The 16437-nt window shown below is 43.6% G+C and carries 11 protein-coding genes; 7 read left to right on the top strand and 4 right to left on the bottom strand.

Features of this window, described 5'->3' with window-relative positions:
* Positions 1 to 15 precede the first annotated feature (15 nt).
* On the bottom strand, positions 16 to 717 hold the full coding sequence (locus WG943_RS12055) for an MgtC/SapB family protein (protein WP_340409286.1): 702 nt from the start codon (positions 715 to 717) through the stop codon (positions 16 to 18).
* 292 nt (positions 718 to 1009) lie between these two features.
* Here WG943_RS12055 and WG943_RS12050 point away from each other — a divergent pair, with 292 nt between their 5' ends.
* Positions 1010 to 1657 carry an SRPBCC family protein gene (locus WG943_RS12050; RefSeq protein WP_340409285.1) on the top strand — a complete coding sequence of 216 codons (648 nt, stop codon included), beginning with the start codon at positions 1010 to 1012 and terminating at the stop codon, positions 1655 to 1657.
* A 117-nt stretch (positions 1658 to 1774) separates the two neighbouring features.
* Here the strand turns inward: WG943_RS12050 and WG943_RS12045 are convergent, their stop codons facing one another.
* Complete coding sequence (locus WG943_RS12045; protein WP_340409284.1) at positions 1775 to 3013, bottom strand: serine hydrolase domain-containing protein; 1239 nt, start codon at positions 3011 to 3013, stop codon at positions 1775 to 1777.
* 107 nt (positions 3014 to 3120) lie between these two features.
* On the bottom strand, positions 3121 to 3819 hold the full coding sequence (locus WG943_RS12040; RefSeq protein WP_340409283.1) for a protein-L-isoaspartate(D-aspartate) O-methyltransferase: 699 nt from the start codon (positions 3817 to 3819) through the stop codon (positions 3121 to 3123).
* 1196 nt (positions 3820 to 5015) lie between these two features.
* On the opposite strand from WG943_RS12040, the gene WG943_RS12035 reads away from it, so the two are divergent.
* From WG943_RS12035 to WG943_RS12025, 3 genes are all read left to right on the top strand, one after another.
* On the top strand, positions 5016 to 5438 hold the full coding sequence (locus WG943_RS12035; RefSeq protein WP_340409281.1) for a hypothetical protein: 423 nt from the start codon (positions 5016 to 5018) through the stop codon (positions 5436 to 5438).
* 221 nt (positions 5439 to 5659) lie between these two features.
* Positions 5660 to 6025, top strand: coding sequence for a hypothetical protein (locus tag WG943_RS12030; protein ID WP_340409279.1), 366 nt, complete (start codon positions 5660 to 5662; stop codon positions 6023 to 6025).
* Between the two features lie 7 nt (positions 6026 to 6032).
* Positions 6033 to 7505 carry a T9SS type A sorting domain-containing protein gene (locus WG943_RS12025; protein ID WP_340409277.1) on the top strand — a complete coding sequence of 491 codons (1473 nt, stop codon included), beginning with the start codon at positions 6033 to 6035 and terminating at the stop codon, positions 7503 to 7505.
* A 436-nt stretch (positions 7506 to 7941) separates the two neighbouring features.
* On the opposite strand, the gene purL is transcribed toward WG943_RS12025, so the two are convergent.
* The gene (gene purL / locus WG943_RS12020; RefSeq protein ID WP_340409276.1) at positions 7942 to 11625 is read right to left on the bottom strand and encodes a phosphoribosylformylglycinamidine synthase; all 3684 of its coding nucleotides are present in this window, start codon (positions 11623 to 11625) and stop codon (positions 7942 to 7944) included.
* A 350-nt stretch (positions 11626 to 11975) separates the two neighbouring features.
* On the opposite strand from purL, the gene WG943_RS12015 reads away from it, so the two are divergent.
* The 3 genes from WG943_RS12015 (at position 11976) to WG943_RS12005 (ending at position 16434) form a co-directional block, all read left to right on the top strand.
* Positions 11976 to 13409 carry a S41 family peptidase gene (locus WG943_RS12015; protein WP_340409274.1) on the top strand — a complete coding sequence of 478 codons (1434 nt, stop codon included), beginning with the start codon at positions 11976 to 11978 and terminating at the stop codon, positions 13407 to 13409.
* Between the two features lie 417 nt (positions 13410 to 13826).
* A complete protein-coding gene (locus WG943_RS12010; RefSeq protein ID WP_340409272.1) occupies positions 13827 to 15197 on the top strand; it encodes a TolC family protein in 1371 nt (456 codons plus the stop codon).
* A gap of 31 nt (positions 15198 to 15228) precedes the next feature.
* Positions 15229 to 16434, top strand: a complete 1206-nt coding sequence (locus tag WG943_RS12005) for an efflux RND transporter periplasmic adaptor subunit (protein WP_340409271.1) — start codon at positions 15229 to 15231, stop codon at positions 16432 to 16434.
* Positions 16435 to 16437: the final 3 nt, after the last annotated feature.

Here is a 16437-nt window from a genome sequence, read left to right as displayed (position 1 = left end):
GGGCAGGAGGCAAGTTTAAAAGTCCTGCCCCAGCGAGATTTGCCCGATGTGTTTGATTTCGTTCAGGTCTTTGTAAAATTGCTTTACCCGCAGCCCTTCCGGCACAATTACATAAAGCTTTATTGTGGAGTTCTGCTTGTCTTTGGCCTGTACTACGTTTATACTTTTAGTCATCACATCATGCTTCTCCAGTACCGAGATGATCTTACTGGTCTCAATCTTAGCCGACTGAAACCTAATTTTTAGCGTTTTCAAAGACCCGCCGGTAAAGAAGCGTTTCCCCACCTTATCTAAAATAGCGAGCACAAACAGCAGCAGCAGCGTAGCCACCACTGCAGCACCATACATACCCACACCAACCGACAACCCGACAGCTGCCACAGCCCAAATAGTAGCTGCCGTTGTTAAGCCGTGCGTATTGCCTCCCAACCTAAAAATGGCGCCAGCACCCAGAAAGCCTATGCCAGAAACAACCTGGGCAGCAATCCTGCCGGGGTCAACGTTAGGGTAATTATAAAATGTTTGAGGTATATAAATAGAAATGAGCATTAGCAGACAAGAGCCGACACAGATGATCATGTGTGTTCGCAACCCCGCCTGCTGCCGCCTGCTCTCTCTTTCCCAGCCAAGCATACCTCCAAGCAAAGTGCTTAGCAGTAATCTGACAACAACAGTAGTAGTAGTTACTTCAGTAGAATCAAGGGCGAGTAGATCCATAAACATTTTTTAACGCAAGTATTCTGTTAGCATTTACTGTTGCTGCAGCTGAAGGTTGTGCTTAAAAGATGTGTTGAAAAGGCTGTTTTAACAGATAAACGCACAGTTATTTAATGTAGTGCAGCGTATGGTTTTGTAAATGGTTGATACATTTATACTTAATAAATTTACTACACAAAAGGACTGATTTAATTAATTTACTGCCTTCTGTAAGATTTTTAGGTAGAGCGGAGTCTACTGACAAGCTGTTCATTCGTATTTAAATTGTAGGAACTGATAGGGCAGCAAAAGTATGAAGGCAAATATAGTTCACAGGCGCAGGTTGGGTAAAAGCGGAAGTTTGGCCATTGCGTTACTGGCTGGCTATGTTACTGCGCTGTTTGTTTTCCGAAGGGCTTATAAGCAATGGGGAGCCAGTGATGAAGAGGTTGCAAAGCGTTTGCCCGGTGATGAGCTGATGGCCCATGCTTCAGCTAATCATGCCGTCACTATACAAGCGCCGGTAGATGCAGTGTGGCCCTGGCTGGTGCAGATAGGGCAGGACCGTGCTGGTTTTTACAGCTATTCATTCCTCGAAAATCTAGTGCTGGCTGATATTCACAATGCTAACAAGGTAGTGCCCGAGTGGCAGCACCTAAAAGCCGGAGACACAATCAGGTTGGGATCAAAGGAAGTATACGGTGACATAACACTGCTTAAAGTTGTAGCACTTGAGAAAAACCATTACTTCATACTAAAAGACTGGGGTACTTTTATACTTGAGCCTGTAGATGCTAACACTACCCGTTTCCTCATCCGATCGCATGGGCAAAAAGAAAACTGGTTCAGGCAAATATTACTCTTCCTGCTTTTCGATCCGATTCATTTCTTGATGGAGCGAAAAATGATGTTAAGCATAAAGAAACTGGCAGAGCGGAGTTATAGAGGTCATCAAATATAGTAAAACCAGGTTTACCTAAAGCTTAAACATTATAAAAGAGTATCAAAAAGCTATCAGGCACATAGATAGCATCTACTGCAGTATTCTTGTAAATGACAAAGAGTTTTATACTTTAAGCTAATTTTGAGTGGCAGCCAGCTTGTTTTTAGCTGCTTCAGTTGGCGCGTCTTTATCCTGTTCCGGGTACATAAACTGTTGCACATCCTTTAAATACCTTAAGCTACCATTAGGTACGTTGCTTAGCACGATAAGGGCGCTGTGGTCTTTGGGGTTTCGGAGCAGGTAAGTAGTGTAGCCGTGCCACAAGCCAGCATGGTAAACTACGGTGTCGCCGTTATCAACTTGTTTAATGCGCCAGCCAAAGCCATAGTCTTCGTCCCCTTTTTTGTCTTTGCGGGAGCCGGCAAAAGCTTCTTTCAAAGTTTCCCGCTTTACCAGTTGCTGCGTGTATAGTGCCTGATCCCATTTGTACAGGTCATCTACAGTAGAGTACATGCCTTTATCGCCTAGCACAGTATCCAGATAATCAGGCCATCTTTTGCGCCTGCCGCCAGTGTGGCCGGTGGCAACTTTTCCAGTCATCGTGGCTACATCCGGGCTAAAGGTAAAGGTGTTCTTCATTTTAAGCGGACCAAAAATATGCTGCTGCATGAAGGTAGCAAAAGGCATCCCCGAAGCTTTTGTTACAATAGAAGCAAGCAAGGCATATCCGGTGTTACTGTAGTTAAAGCGGGTATCTGGTTGCAGGTAAACAGGTGGCTGGTGTTCTGCCATTAAGTCCAGTACATCCTCGTTAGTGATGGGCACTTTTCGATCTGGCCAAAGTTCATCACTAAAATAAGTATAGTTAGAAAGGCCGGAGCGGTGCGTCAGCAGGTGCCTGATGGTAACGCCGTTGTAAGGGAAATTAGGAATGTACTGCTGCACACTGTCGTCGTACTGAAGTTTGCCCTGCTCTTTTAACATCATGATGGCCATGGCTGTAAACTGCTTCGATACAGATGCTAGCTGGAAAGCCGTTTTTGTGTTGAGGGTGTCTTTGCCAGTAAAATCAGAATATCCGAAAGCGCCTTTGTAAATAACCTGGTCATACTTGGTAACGAGCACGGTGCCGTTAAAGCCTTTTCTCTTGTGGAGGTATGTAAATATAGAATCAAGTTGGTGGCCCATTTGCTGAGCTTTGGCCGCTGTAAAAGAGGCAGGGATCACCACCTTTTCCCTTTCGTCGCGTTGTTCTATTTCTGCCCGGCTTTCTTGTTTGTCTTTTTGGGCATCCTGACAAGAAAAGAGGACAAGAAAACAAAATGAAAAAATAAGACTAAAGATCGTACTTTGTACTTTTTTATGAATGGCCATACTTCGAACTACCAACACAGATTCAAGCTATAAATATAAGCTTTCAACGGTGTGGGTTCAAGGTAAATTATGTGAATATCCAGATTTCTGTTAAATCAAAGGAGTACCTATCTCTGACTTTCTCTTGTAAAAGGTACAAATAACACTGGCATCAGGTTTTTAGTGATTATCTTCCCTTTTCTTTTCTCAATAAGCTTTAGTGTTTGCGTCATGTAAGGAGAGCCTACAGGGATCACCATTTTTCCTCCTTCTTTTAGCTGCGCCAGCAGGGGAGGCGGCACAACTTCGGCACCAGCTGTTACCACAATGGCGTCGTAAGGGGCGTGTTCTTCCCAACCCTGGTACCCATCGCCAATCTTTACTTTAACGTTGCTATAACCCAGGTTCTTTAATTTTTCCGCAGCCATTTTTCCATGCTCCGGCACAATTTCGATGGTAAACACCTCTTTTGCAATATCAGCCAGCACTGCGGCCTGGTAGCCGGAGCCAGTGCCAATTTCGAGTACACGCATATTTGGGTGAGGCTTTATTACAGAGGTCATGTAAGCGACCATGTAAGGCTGCGAAATAGTTTGTCCGTAGCCAATAGGCAGCGGCCTGTCGTCGTAAGCATAAGGCACCTGGTCTGATGGAACAAACAGATGACGTTTTACAGAACGCATAGCATTCAGGACCATGATATTTTTTACGCCTCTGCCTTGTATCTGCTGCTTTACCATGTTCTCCCTCTTCACTTTATAGGCATCATTCTGTGCCGGGAAAAGGATCAGGGCGAACATTAACAATATGGAAAAAGGAGCTAACATAACATGCTTTATCGAATCTAAGGCAAATTAAGCAAAAGCATTTTCTGCTACAAGCTAATTGATGTTACCACTAACTTATACTTTTGTTGATAGATTTGGTTGATGCCTAGAGATATCTGTATTATAACATTTAGATTTATTGAGAAACTACAAATAAGTTTTTGACGGCATAACTCAATGGCTAACTTATGCGGCTGTTACAGGATTATTTTGTTATAGTTAAAGTTAGCTGAATTAATGGCATACGTGATGCATGGATGATTGCCCGTCATTTTAAGAGTTGTAAATAACCTTATCTTAAAATTCTCACTTTACCTACCTGACTGGCTTAAGCATAAAAAAAGAATACTGCTGTGTTTACTCGCGCTGCTTTTTTTAGTAAAGGCACAAAGCAAACCTGCACAGAACCTGGTTAAGTATGTTAATTCGATGATTGGCACTGCGAAAATGGGACACACTTACCTCGGCGCGACAGTACCTTTTGAATGGTGCAACTTAGTCCCGATACTGATACCATACCTTACGAAGTAAACGGTAAGTATAAAAAGGATGTGTACAAGTACTGCAAAAGGATGTGTACAAGTACTGCGCCGGCTACCAACACAACAATAAAACCATTGTAGGCTTAAGTCATACTTACTTCTGCGGCACCGGGCACTCTGTCTGGGGGATTTACTAGTTGAGCGCATCACCTGCTCTAGATAGTGCTGAACTGCCAGAGATTAATCATATTGTGTTAAGAGATGGTACTATTTGGTTTCATACTTATACAACATTAAATATATGAATTGTATTGCTATAGTCAGTAAAATCATTTTGAGATTAACTTTGACTAAATGTTTATGATTTATAACTAATTATATAAGAGTCTTAACTTTCTATTTAAAATAAATATCATTAAAACACAACGTTATAAATTTTGAGTTAGTAAAAAGTAGTAGTACTTAGTTTTTAATCATTATCTTAAGTACTTGTCAATCACATGCTTGTAACTGTGATTGCTCATTTGTTAGTCCACCCGCTGTAATATCAAGATAACTTAAGGTAAATAACTTATTGGTTGATATTTATAAAGTTATATTTCTTCTGTTTGTGGCAGAAGGCTGAAATTGTATTGTTTTAGATTTTATCATTTACCAGATAAGTATGCTATAACCAAGCTTAATGTAAGTTTTAATCCATAAAATACAAATGCTATGAAACAGTTATTACTATTGATTTGCGTATTGTTCGCAACCAATGTCTATGCGAAAATTATCCGGGTTAACAACCAGGAGCCTACAAACCCACAGCAAAGCACTTATGCCAGCTTGCAAGATGCCTATGATAATGCACAGGCAGGAGATACGATTTATATTGAGGGGTCAACTGTAAGTTATGGAAGCTTGACAGTTTCTAAAAAACTTACACTTATAGGACCGGGATACTTTCTGGCAGAGAACGTCAATACCCAGGCAAATGTACAGCCGGCTGTTTTACACCAGGTAACAGTTCAAAGCGGTGCTGAAGGCTCGAAACTTATTGGTCTATCTATTAGCCAAAGTGCCTCAGCTTGTTACGATTGGAAATTGGTGATATTGAAATTGAAAAGAGCTATTTTGGAAATGGAGCAGAAATAGATATTCGCCGAGGTTCACTTAATAATATTAGCATACGTCAAAGTTACTTCGTTTCTCAACCTATCATATGGAACTCACTAACTGAAGCTGCTATAAACCTATTTTTTGCCAACAACATTGTATTAGGTGAATTTAAATTACAGAATAATACAACTGGCACTATTGTCAATAACATATTTGTGAACAGCACTTTTAATGTTGGACCCAATTCTGTACTGGATATGCACAATAATATTCTTTTGGGCACTAACACTTCCGAAGTAGTACTACCTGCTCCACAGTCCAGCATTACCCATAACATTGCTGCTCTCAGCCAGTTCGGTACTGAAAATAATAACCAGGCAAATGTAGCGCCTACAAATATTTTTATAGGAGGTGAATCTCCGGACGGGCAGTACCAGATAAAGGAAAACGGACCAGCTGACAATACCGGCAGAAACGGAGTAGATATAGGAGCCTTTGGAGGACCAGCCCCTTATCGCCTATCTGGTATTCCGAATATCCCTCACATTTACGAGCTTACTACCGATGGTTTTGCCACTGAAGCAGGTGAGCTAAAAGTTCAGATTAAAGTTAACGCTAACTAATATGGCCATGAAAGGATTATTTTTTACACTAGCTGTAAGTATCCTTTGCCATTGTTTCGCCTTAGCACAGCCTAACATAGTTAGCGGGGAATACTTCTTTGATCAGTACGTAGACATTGGTAAAGGACAGCCGCTGCAGGTAACACCGCAGCAAGATCTAACGCTAAACGCCACAATAGATGTTTCAGCCCTCGAGCCAGGTTTACACCAACTTTACCTGCGTTTTAAGAACAGCGAAGGCAGTTGGTCACAATCTTATACTACTGCATTCTTTAAACCAGCACAAAGTATACAGGCTGATGTAATGGGATTCGAATACTTTTTCGATGAGTATGTAGATTTTGGTAAAGGTACGTTTATGGCCGCTAAGGAAGGTGATGAGATGTATACGCTCTCAACAAATGGTTTGGAGCCCGGACTGCATGTGCTGAATATGCGTGCAAAGTCTTCTGAAGGCAACTGGTCTTTTGTTAACCAATCAGTGTTTTATGTACCTGAAGAAGATGAAGTCGTAAATATCGTCCGGTTGGAATATTTATTTAAAGATGCAGCAGGAAATTCTACAGACACTTATGCATTTTCTGATTTTACTCCCGCTCCAACAATAGAACTTACCGGCAACGATTTTAAAGCAAATACCTCAGCCTTAGCAGATGGCCAAACTTATACTTTGTATGTAAGAGCATTCGCCGATAACGGTAAGTCAAGTATGGCAAGTACCACTACATTCACGCTAAAACAAGTGGTTGGGATCAACATAAATGCAATAGAGGTAACAGAAGTGGGTTGTGGAGAAAGCGCAACAGGTAAAATAGTTGTGAATGCAAGTGGGGGACAAGGCACACTGCAGTACAGCCTCAATGGAGTTAATTATGTTACGTCTAACACTTTTGAAGGCCTGGCAGCCGGTGAGTATACTGTTTATATAAAGGGTGACGCAGCAGGTTATGTTGAGACCAGACAAGTTGATGTATCTGCTAAAGAGATGCCTGCAACTCCTAAGGTAGAGTCACGAGAAGAGAAAACCAGATTAATCCTTTTTGTAACCAATCCTGAAGGTACGATTCAATGGTATAAAAACGGTGAGCCGATAGAAGGTGCCACTACACAGGAACTAGAGGCAAGAGGGGATGGATCTTATCATGTTACTGTAACGAGTACTGACGGATGCTCTGTTACATCAGAAGCATTTAGTATTACAGGTAAGGAGGATCTCACTATATCTAATGCGACGATGGTTTATCCTAATCCAGCATCTAAGGAATTATTTATTCAGTTTCCTGAAAAGTTTTCTGAAAAAGGGGCTGTTAAGCTTTCTATGTTTAACATGCAGGGAGCTTTAGTAGCGCAGTCAGATATCTATGTTGGTGTGAATAATACTATTAATTTCAATCTCCCGCCATTAGGAAACGGTGTATATATTTTGCTGTTGCAGGGGGAGAAATACGTCGTGCTTAAGAAAATTCAAAAAGTGGAATAATAAAAATAGCATATTCTTAAAGGTCAAACAGCCGCTTCCTTATCTAAGGAGGCGGCTGTTTTGCTATACTTGCTCAAGTCTGGCAATTATTGGTTCTTTACTAACAGGCTTTGGAAAATGTTTAGAACTAAAAACAGAAGCGACTAGCTATACGAAAGTCTAACATTTGTGATATTACACACGAGTCATCAATTTGTATGACTGCAATTGACTAGTTTCTACTTTCTCATTTGCTGACTGGCTTCATTTACGACTAAATAAGTTAAGCTCTTACTAAATTTGTAGCAAATCACAGCGAATAGCAGTTATTCTTTACTCTGCGCAATTATCTGTTTCAAGTCATTAAAAAAGCGCCTTAGTTTTATACTAAGGCGCTTTAACATTCCCATTAAAGCGGGATGAATTATGGTTTAATTGCTTGAAAGATACCTGCCAACTATTTCCCGTTAACCTCCAACCACTTTCTGGCATTCACAAAGGCTTCCATCCATGGCGATACTTCATCGTGACGGCCTTTCGGGTAATGTGCCCATTGCCACTGCAGGAGTGAACGCTCGATATGCGGCATCATTACCAAGTGGCGGCCTGTCTCATCGCATATCATGGCGGTGTTATAGTCGGAGCCGTTAGGACAAGCCGGATAGCCATCGTACGCATACTTTGAAACGATCTGGTATTTGTCCTCGGTGTGTGGTAAGCTAAAGCGACCTTCACCATGCGATACCCATACACCCAGCGTGCTTCCGGCCAGGCTGGAAAGCATCACAGATTTGTTTTCCCGGATGGTAAGCGACGTGAAAATGCTTTCGTGTTTTTGGCTCACATTATGAAGCATTTTCGCTTTTTGATCATGACCCATTGTGATAAGCCCTAACTCCACGAAAAGCTGGCAACCGTTGCAAATACCTACCGATAGCGTGTCTTCACGGTTAAAGAAGTTTTCAAGGGCTGTCTTCGCTTTCTCGTTGTACATAAAGGCACCCGCCCAACCTTTGGCCGAACCAAGTACGTCCGAGTTAGAGAAACCACCTACAGCGCCAATAAAGCGGATATCTTCCAGCGTCTCTCTTCCGGAAATCAAGTCAGTCATGTGCACGTCCTTCACATCGAAGCCTGCCAGGTACATGGCATTCGCCATTTCGCGCTCAGAGTTACTACCTTTCTCCCGGATGATCGCGGCCTTTATTCTTGGCTTTGAGTTATCAATAACTGGTTTTTTGCCGTCGAATCCTTCCGGAAACTTATACTTCAGTTCCTGTTTTTTGTAGTTATCAAAACGCTCTTTTGCACTTACCGGTCCGCTTTGTTTGATGTCGAGCAAGTATGAAGTTTTAAACCAGGTATCGCGCAGCTGCGCAACATCAAAGCTGTAAGCGTCTTCTCCGTTTTTCAGTTCAAGCGTTGCTGTAGAAGTGCTGGTACCAATCTTGTGGAAAGGAACATTATTTGCTTTTAGAGTTTCTTCTACATCTGGTAATGCCTGAAACACTATACCAATATTTTCAGCAAAAAGCACTTTTATACTATCGGATTCGCCCAGAGATGTTATGTCAACGGATGCGCCCAAGTTGTTGTCAGCAAAGCACATCTCCAGCAGGGTCGTTATCAAACCGCCACTGCCAATGTCATGACCTGCTTCTATCTTACCTTCTTTAATTAAATCTTGCAGTGTGTTGAAGGTAGTCTTGAATAGCGCAGCATCAGTGATATCAGGCGTTTCGTTTCCTATTTTATTGACGATCTGTGCAAAAGAAGAACCTCCTAGTTTGAAGGCATCATTAGACAGGTTGATGTAGTAAATGTTACCGCCATCCCGCTGCAGTACAGGCTCCACCACCTGGCGAATATTGCTGCAATTTCCTGCTGCTGAAATGATCACCGTACCAGGTGCTATTACCTCCTCGTCTTTATACTTCTGCTTCATCGACAGAGAGTCTTTACCTGTCGGGATGTTAATGCCCAGGGCAATCGCAAATTCCGAACAGGCTTCCACTGCTTTGTATAAACGGGCATCTTCACCTTCATTCTTGGAAGCCCACATCCAGTTGGCAGAAAGCGAAACGCTCTTCAGACCATCCTTCAGCGGAGCCCAAACGATGTTCGACAAAGACTCACCAATGGCATTGCGGCTACCAGCTGCCGGATCAATCAGGGCAGAGATAGGAGCATGACCAATGGAAGTAGCAACACCCTCTTTGCCCTGAAAGTCCAGTGCCATCACTCCGCAGTTATTTAGCGGCAATTGCAGCGGACCAGCACACTGCTGTTTCGCCACGCGGCCACCCACGCAACGGTCCACTTTGTTAGTCAGCCAGTCTTTACAAGCTACGGCTTCTAATTGCAACAGCTGCTCCAGGTAAGTATAAAGTTGGCTTTTATCGTAAGTCACTTCCTGGTAATTTCTGGAAACGGACTTATCGTTCATCACCACTTTTGGAGAGCTTCCGAACATATCACTTAGCTCCAGGTCCATTGGTTTTGCGCCCGTAGAGGCTGACTCAAAAGTAAAGCGGTGGTCTCCGGTAACGTCACCCACAGTATACATTGGCGCGCGCTCACGATCTGCTATTTTTTGCAGGGTTTCAATATCATCTTCACCTATCACCAAACCCATTCGCTCCTGCGACTCGTTGCCAATAATCTCTTTGGCAGATAGGGTAGGGTCGCCAACAGGAAGTTTATCTAAATCAATTTTACCGCCTGTTTCTTCAACTAACTCCGAAAGGCAGTTTAAGTGGCCGCCGGCACCATGGTCGTGTATAGAAATGATGGCATTATGCTCGCTCTCCACCATACCACGGATGGCATTAGAGGCACGCTTTTGCATTTCCGGGTTAGAACGCTGGATGGCGTTCAACTCGATGCCTGTTCCGTGCTCGCCAGTGTCGGCAGACGAAACAGCAGCACCACCCATGCCAATGCGGTAGTTTTCACCGCCAAGTATAACAATCTTGTCGCCGGTTTTCGGGTGCTGCTTCTGTGCCTGACTTGCTTTGCCGTAGCCAACGCCACCGGCAAGCATAATTACTTTATCGTAGCCCAGTTTTCTGGGAGACTCAACGGCATCAGCTTTTTCGTCATGCTCAAAAGTAAGAACAGAACCAGTGATCAAAGGCTGTCCAAACTTATTACCGAAATCAGTAGCACCGTTAGAGGCTTTGATCAGAATATCCATTGGCGTCTGATAGAGCCATTTTCTTTCCTGCGTAGCCTTCTCCCACGGACGGTCTTTTTCAAGGCGCGACAAAGCCGTCATGTAAACCGCTGTTCCGGCCAACGGAAGCGCGCCCTGGCCACCAGCCAATCGGTCGCGAATCTCACCACCAGAACCAGTGGCGGCACCGTTGAAGGGCTCTACTGTTGTCGGGAAGTTATGCGTTTCTGCTTTGATAGAGATAACCGATTCGAAATCGCTTACCTGGTAAAAGTCAGGAACATCGGCACGCTTTGGTGCAAACTGCTGCACCACCGGCCCTTTCACAAAGGCCACGTTGTCTTTGTAAGCCGAAACAATATCGTTAGGGTTGGCCTCGGATGTTTTGCGGATTAACTTGAACAGAGAAACCGGTTTTTCTTCGCCATCGATCACAAATTTGCCATTGAAGATCTTGTGGCGGCAGTGCTCTGAGTTAACCTGCGAAAAACCGAATACTTCAGAGTCGGTAAGGGGCCTGCCTAATCTCTCGGAGAGCTGGTTTAAGTACTCAACTTCTTCCTCGCTAAGCGACAGTCCTTCCTGCTTATTGTAAGCGGCAATATCCGTAACCGGTTTCACAGGCTCCGGCTGAATATGGATATCGTAGATATCCTGATCAAGACCGTTATACTTCTGCGAAAGCATCGGGTCAAAATCACTAAAATCTTCTGCTACTATCTTAAACTCCTCTATGCGTATGATTCCCTCGATGCCCATGTTTTGGGTGATTTCCACGGCATTGGTACTCCATGGAGTGATCATGGCAGCACGAGGTCCAACAAAAAAGCCACTCAGCACAGTTTCCTGCTTTAGAGTGGCGTTGCCGAATAACCATTCAAGCTTTTGAATGTCGGTAGGGGTTAGTTTGCCCTCGGATTGTAGGGCATAAACCGTATCTGGGTGGGTATGAAAGAAATGAAGCATGCTTGTTTTTATTTCAAGGCACAAAGTTAAGGTTTATATGTTGGATATGCTTGCTTCTAATGGTAAAACATTTCTTCTGTCTCTTTATAGAAGTATATAGATAAACTAGATTTTAGAAACGAGAATCTATCTAATGGGAGAGTCATCTAATCGTTGTAAGTTTTCTTTAAAATGCGCTTTAGGAATGGAGTAAATTGAGCGAGCATTTAATAAAAGTGCCTGAATCACTAATAAATGTTTAATATTATGTAAGTTATATACTGCAGATTTATACTTAAAAATGGTGTTCCCAATTTGTATAAGAGAAGTTCCTGCTACATAATCAAGAACTAAAAATGCCAGAAAAAACCATGACTATGAAAGTAAAACTGTGGCTGTTTATCTGGATAGTAGGCATTATGCCACTAAAGCTAACAGCCCAAAATAACGAAAAGCAGTTTCCGGCTTCTGCTGTGAAGGCTGACCTTGCCTATATGTACGATCAGATGGAGAAGTCGCATTACAATCTGTATGCGTATGTAGATAAGACAGCGTATAAAGCGACTTTCAACAAGATACTTCAGTCGGTGCCCCAGGACACTATTAGTCTGTTAGACGCAACCAAACTTTTTCAAAGAGTAGCCGCCATTGCAAATGTAGGGCACAACGAAGTTGATTTTCCTGCTCCATCATACATAAATTACCTGCAGCAAGGCGGAACAGTTTTTCCGCTGGAATTAGCGTTGGAAGATGGTAAGGCTTATGTGAGCAGATTATACACAGATAACCCTAATGTTAAATTGGGGGAGCAGGTACTAAGCATTGATAATACTCCTATAAAACAGCTACAGCAAAAAATACATCCTTACCTATCTGCAGAGCGGCCATACTTCAAAGATGTAAAACTAGAACTCTGGTCATTTCCGAGGTATTATTGGTCTGTTTTTGGAGAGAGGGAGGCTTTCAATGTGAAAGTGAAAACACAAGACGGGCAAGTAAAAACTTATACTATCAAAGCCATCCCGGCCTTAGACTATGAAACAACTCGAACCGATGTAGTCCTGAATGAGGATCGCTCTTATAAATTTAACAATGGCGTAGCTTACCTAGACCCCGGCCCATTTAGTTCTTCAGCGGAGAAGGGCGAAGAAAAATTCAAAGCATTTATAGATTCAGCCTTCACAGACATAAACGCTAAAAATAGCCGCACCCTTATTGTAGATTTACGGAACAACAGTGGAGGGCACAACGCCTTTAGCGATTACCTCATTGCCTACTTTGCAGATAAGCCTTTTAAGTGGTATTCTGCATTTAAGCTAAAGACAAGTGAGTTGCTAAAAAAGCAAACAAGGCAAACAACGCCTGGATTAGAATTAGATGATTATGCGCAAGCTATTCTAAATCACCAGAACGGGGAAATATTCGATTTTTCATTTCCTGTACAGGAGCCAATGCCTGAGCAGAAATGTTTCAAGGGAAAAGTATATGTGCTGGTAAACCGCCATACTTATTCTATGGCCGCTGTGAGTGCAGCACTGATACAAGACTATGGTTTTGCAGAGCTTGTGGGAGAAGAAACCGGAGATGTGCCCACGCTATATGCTTCTCAATTTTCTTTTCCTTTACCGGAGACAGGAGTAATTGTGAAAGTGCCGAAAGGTTATATTATTCGCCCCAACGGAGATACACAGCTAAGAGGTGTTGTTCCTGATCACAAAGTAAGGGACCACCTACTGGATGAGCAGGATGAAATACTGAATTATACTTTGCAGAAATTAATTCAGCCCACCCAATCAAGGCACTGATCACCACATCAAATCAGAACGAATGTATAATACAACCACCTTTTCATTGCTAGTCTTATTGGTAGGGGTAAATGATTAATAAAGCTCCTTAGCCAAAAGTAAAGAGTTATATATCAAAAAGCCGCTTTAGTTTACCTGAAGCGGCTTTTTGATGTGAATGAATTAGAGTAATGCAGCCATGTATTTATAAATATCTTAACGATACAGTCATAATCAAAAACCTGCAGTTATATTTCAATTATTCCCAAATACAACCTTAAGCAGCAGGTAGTGGTTAAATGCTATGTACAGGATAAAACTGGTAGATAATCAGGCACTCCTATAGTTAATAAGATAAGTATAAATAGGTTGAGACATGGCAAGTTTACATATGATGCTCCCCTTGCTTCGGTATTCCTAATATTGGTTTGGCCTACCGTGTGGCTTTTTATCTTAATGGGCTTATCCGGATGCTCACCTAGAGTTGCGGATGTACAATTACCCTTCGAACCTGAACAGAAGTTCTCTCTTACTGGCGAAACCGAAGTGCCCGACAGGTGGTGGCAAGCTTTTAACGACTCAACATTGAACATACTCGTCGATTCTGCCTTACAGGCTAACTTGCCTTTGAAAATCGCTTGGTATCAGTTTGATGAAGCGCGGGCATTGGTAGAGATTACCTCATCAGCAAGAGTGCCTGATATATTCTTGCAGTTACAGTCAGGTATTAGTCGGCCGGTGCCTGATTTTGCCGGTGGAGAAAACACGCAGCTCGGTTTGGGTGCCAGGTACGAAGCAGATTTGTGGGGCCGCATCAGGTATAGCATTCATGCAGAAGAGTACCGGTTCAAAGCCAGTTATTACGATTACAAAACGGCAGCCGTTACCCTTACCAGCGAGGTGGCGCTGGCTTGGTTCAGACTAAAGACCAATAGCATTCAGCTGCAGCTGGTAGACGAACAGCTGGAAACTAACCAGCAGGTGCTGGCGTTAATCCGCAACAGATTTGCCAGCGGACAGGTGCGGGGCGTTGACGTGCTGCGGCAGCAACAGCTCATAGAAAGCACCAAACAGCAACGAATTATACTTGAAACGCAACGAGCGTTGTTATATAATCAACTTTCCATACTTCTCGGTCAGCCACCCGGCGAAATAGTTGAAGCGACTCCACAATTACCCAGCTTACCGCCTTTGCCACAAACTGGTGTTCCGCTGCAGCTTGTCAACCGAAGGCCCGATGTGCAAAGCGCTTTTTACCTTCTCCAGGCAACCGACAGAGAAGTGGCCGCAGCCATCAGCAATAAATACCCACGCCTGACTATCTCACTAAATGCCGCCCTCCGGTCTAATGACTTGATCGGCCTATTTGAATCACAAGCCATATCGCTTGGCAGCAGCTTGCTGGCACCGCTTTTTTACGGCGGCAGGTTAAGAGCGCAGGTAGACCAGGCAGAGGCCATACGGCAACAGCAGCTAAACGACTACGGCCAGACGGTGCTTATCGCTTTTCAAGAAATAGAAAATGCTTTGGTGCAGGAAACTAAACAAGTGCAGCAAATCGAAGTATTAGAAAAGCAGGTGGATTTAGCAGAAAAAACCTTTGGGCAGCTTCGAATAGAGTACCTCAACGGCTTTACTCCCTACCTGGATGTATTGGTTACCTTAAACCAACTGCAGCAATTACGCAGGGACTTGGTGAATGCCAGACTGGACCTGCTTGAGATTAGGATTGAATTATACAGAGCTCTGGCTGGTGGCTTTGAAACGGCAAGAGAAGAGCAACTGCAGGGAGAGGTAAAAGATTTATAAAACAGAAGCTGACAGCATTTAGCGCATGTAAATGACCAAAAAGAAGACGATCATAATTAGTGCCGCCATACTTCTGGTTAGTGCCGCTATCACCTTTGTGGTGTTCAGAACGGCCCCGGAAGCGGAGCGTGAAGGCGCAAGTATAATCACGGCCATGCTGGTAGAGGTGGTGCCTGTAAACAGAGGCAACTACACACCTACCGTAGTGGCAACAGGCACCGTGCAGCCAGCCAAAGATATTACCCTAAGTACACAGGTAGGCGGAGAGGTGCTTCGTATTTCTGATAGATTTACCCCGGGCTCTTTTGTAAAAAATGGGGAAGTTCTGCTGCAGATCAATCCTGCTGATTACCGTAACACGCTGCAGCTCCGAAGAAGTGATTTGCAACTAGCCAAAACGGAGCTAAGCGTAGAGATGGGCAGGCAGGAAGTGGCCCGAAAAGACTATGAGCTGATCGGGGAAGATCTTCCAAAAGATAATCAGGAGTTGGTACTACGTAAACCACAGCTGGATGCAGCCAAGGCACGCATAGCTGCTGCCCAGGCTGCCGTAGATCAAGCCCAGCTAAACCTGCAACGCACCACAATTCGGGCACCTTTTGACGCTCATATCATCAGTAGAAATGCCAATGAGGGTTCTCAACTTGCGCCGGGTACGGAGCTGGGGCGCCTGGTCGGGATGGAAGAGTATTGGGTGGCAGCCAATGTTCCCGTATCTAAAGTTAACTGGCTCACTTTTTCTGAAGATGAGGCCAGTACCGGCTCTGATGTTAAAGTGATTAATACCACCAGCTGGCCATCGGGACAGTATAGAAAAGGAAAGCTGTTCCGCTTAGTAGGCGCGCTGGACGCGCAAACACGGCTGGCAAGGGTGCTCGTTTCTGTGAAAGACCCGCTGGTACGCCAGTCAAACGCAGATTCTATTCCACCCTTGATCATCGGCACCTTTGTGGAAGTGCACATTCAAGCAAAAGAAATTCCTAACGTTATCCGGCTTAATCGTGATTATTTAAGGCAGGGTAACACAGTGTGGGTAATGAAAGACGGGAAGCTTAATATTCGAAAAGTAGATATCATTTTTGATGACGCCGAGTATGCCTACATCAGCAAAGGACTTTCTGATGGAGAAATGGTGGTAACAACTGACTTATCAACGGTAGTGGAAGGCTCTAAATTACGTACAGATAGAGGAGGAGCTGCACAGGATACTGCTGCAAGAGAAGGAGATAAGGAGTAAACA

The sequence above is a fragment of the Pontibacter sp. H249 genome (genome assembly GCF_037892465.1).
GTDB lineage: Bacteria > Bacteroidota > Bacteroidia > Cytophagales > Hymenobacteraceae > Pontibacter.
This window is presented reverse-complemented; position numbering and strand designations above follow the sequence as displayed.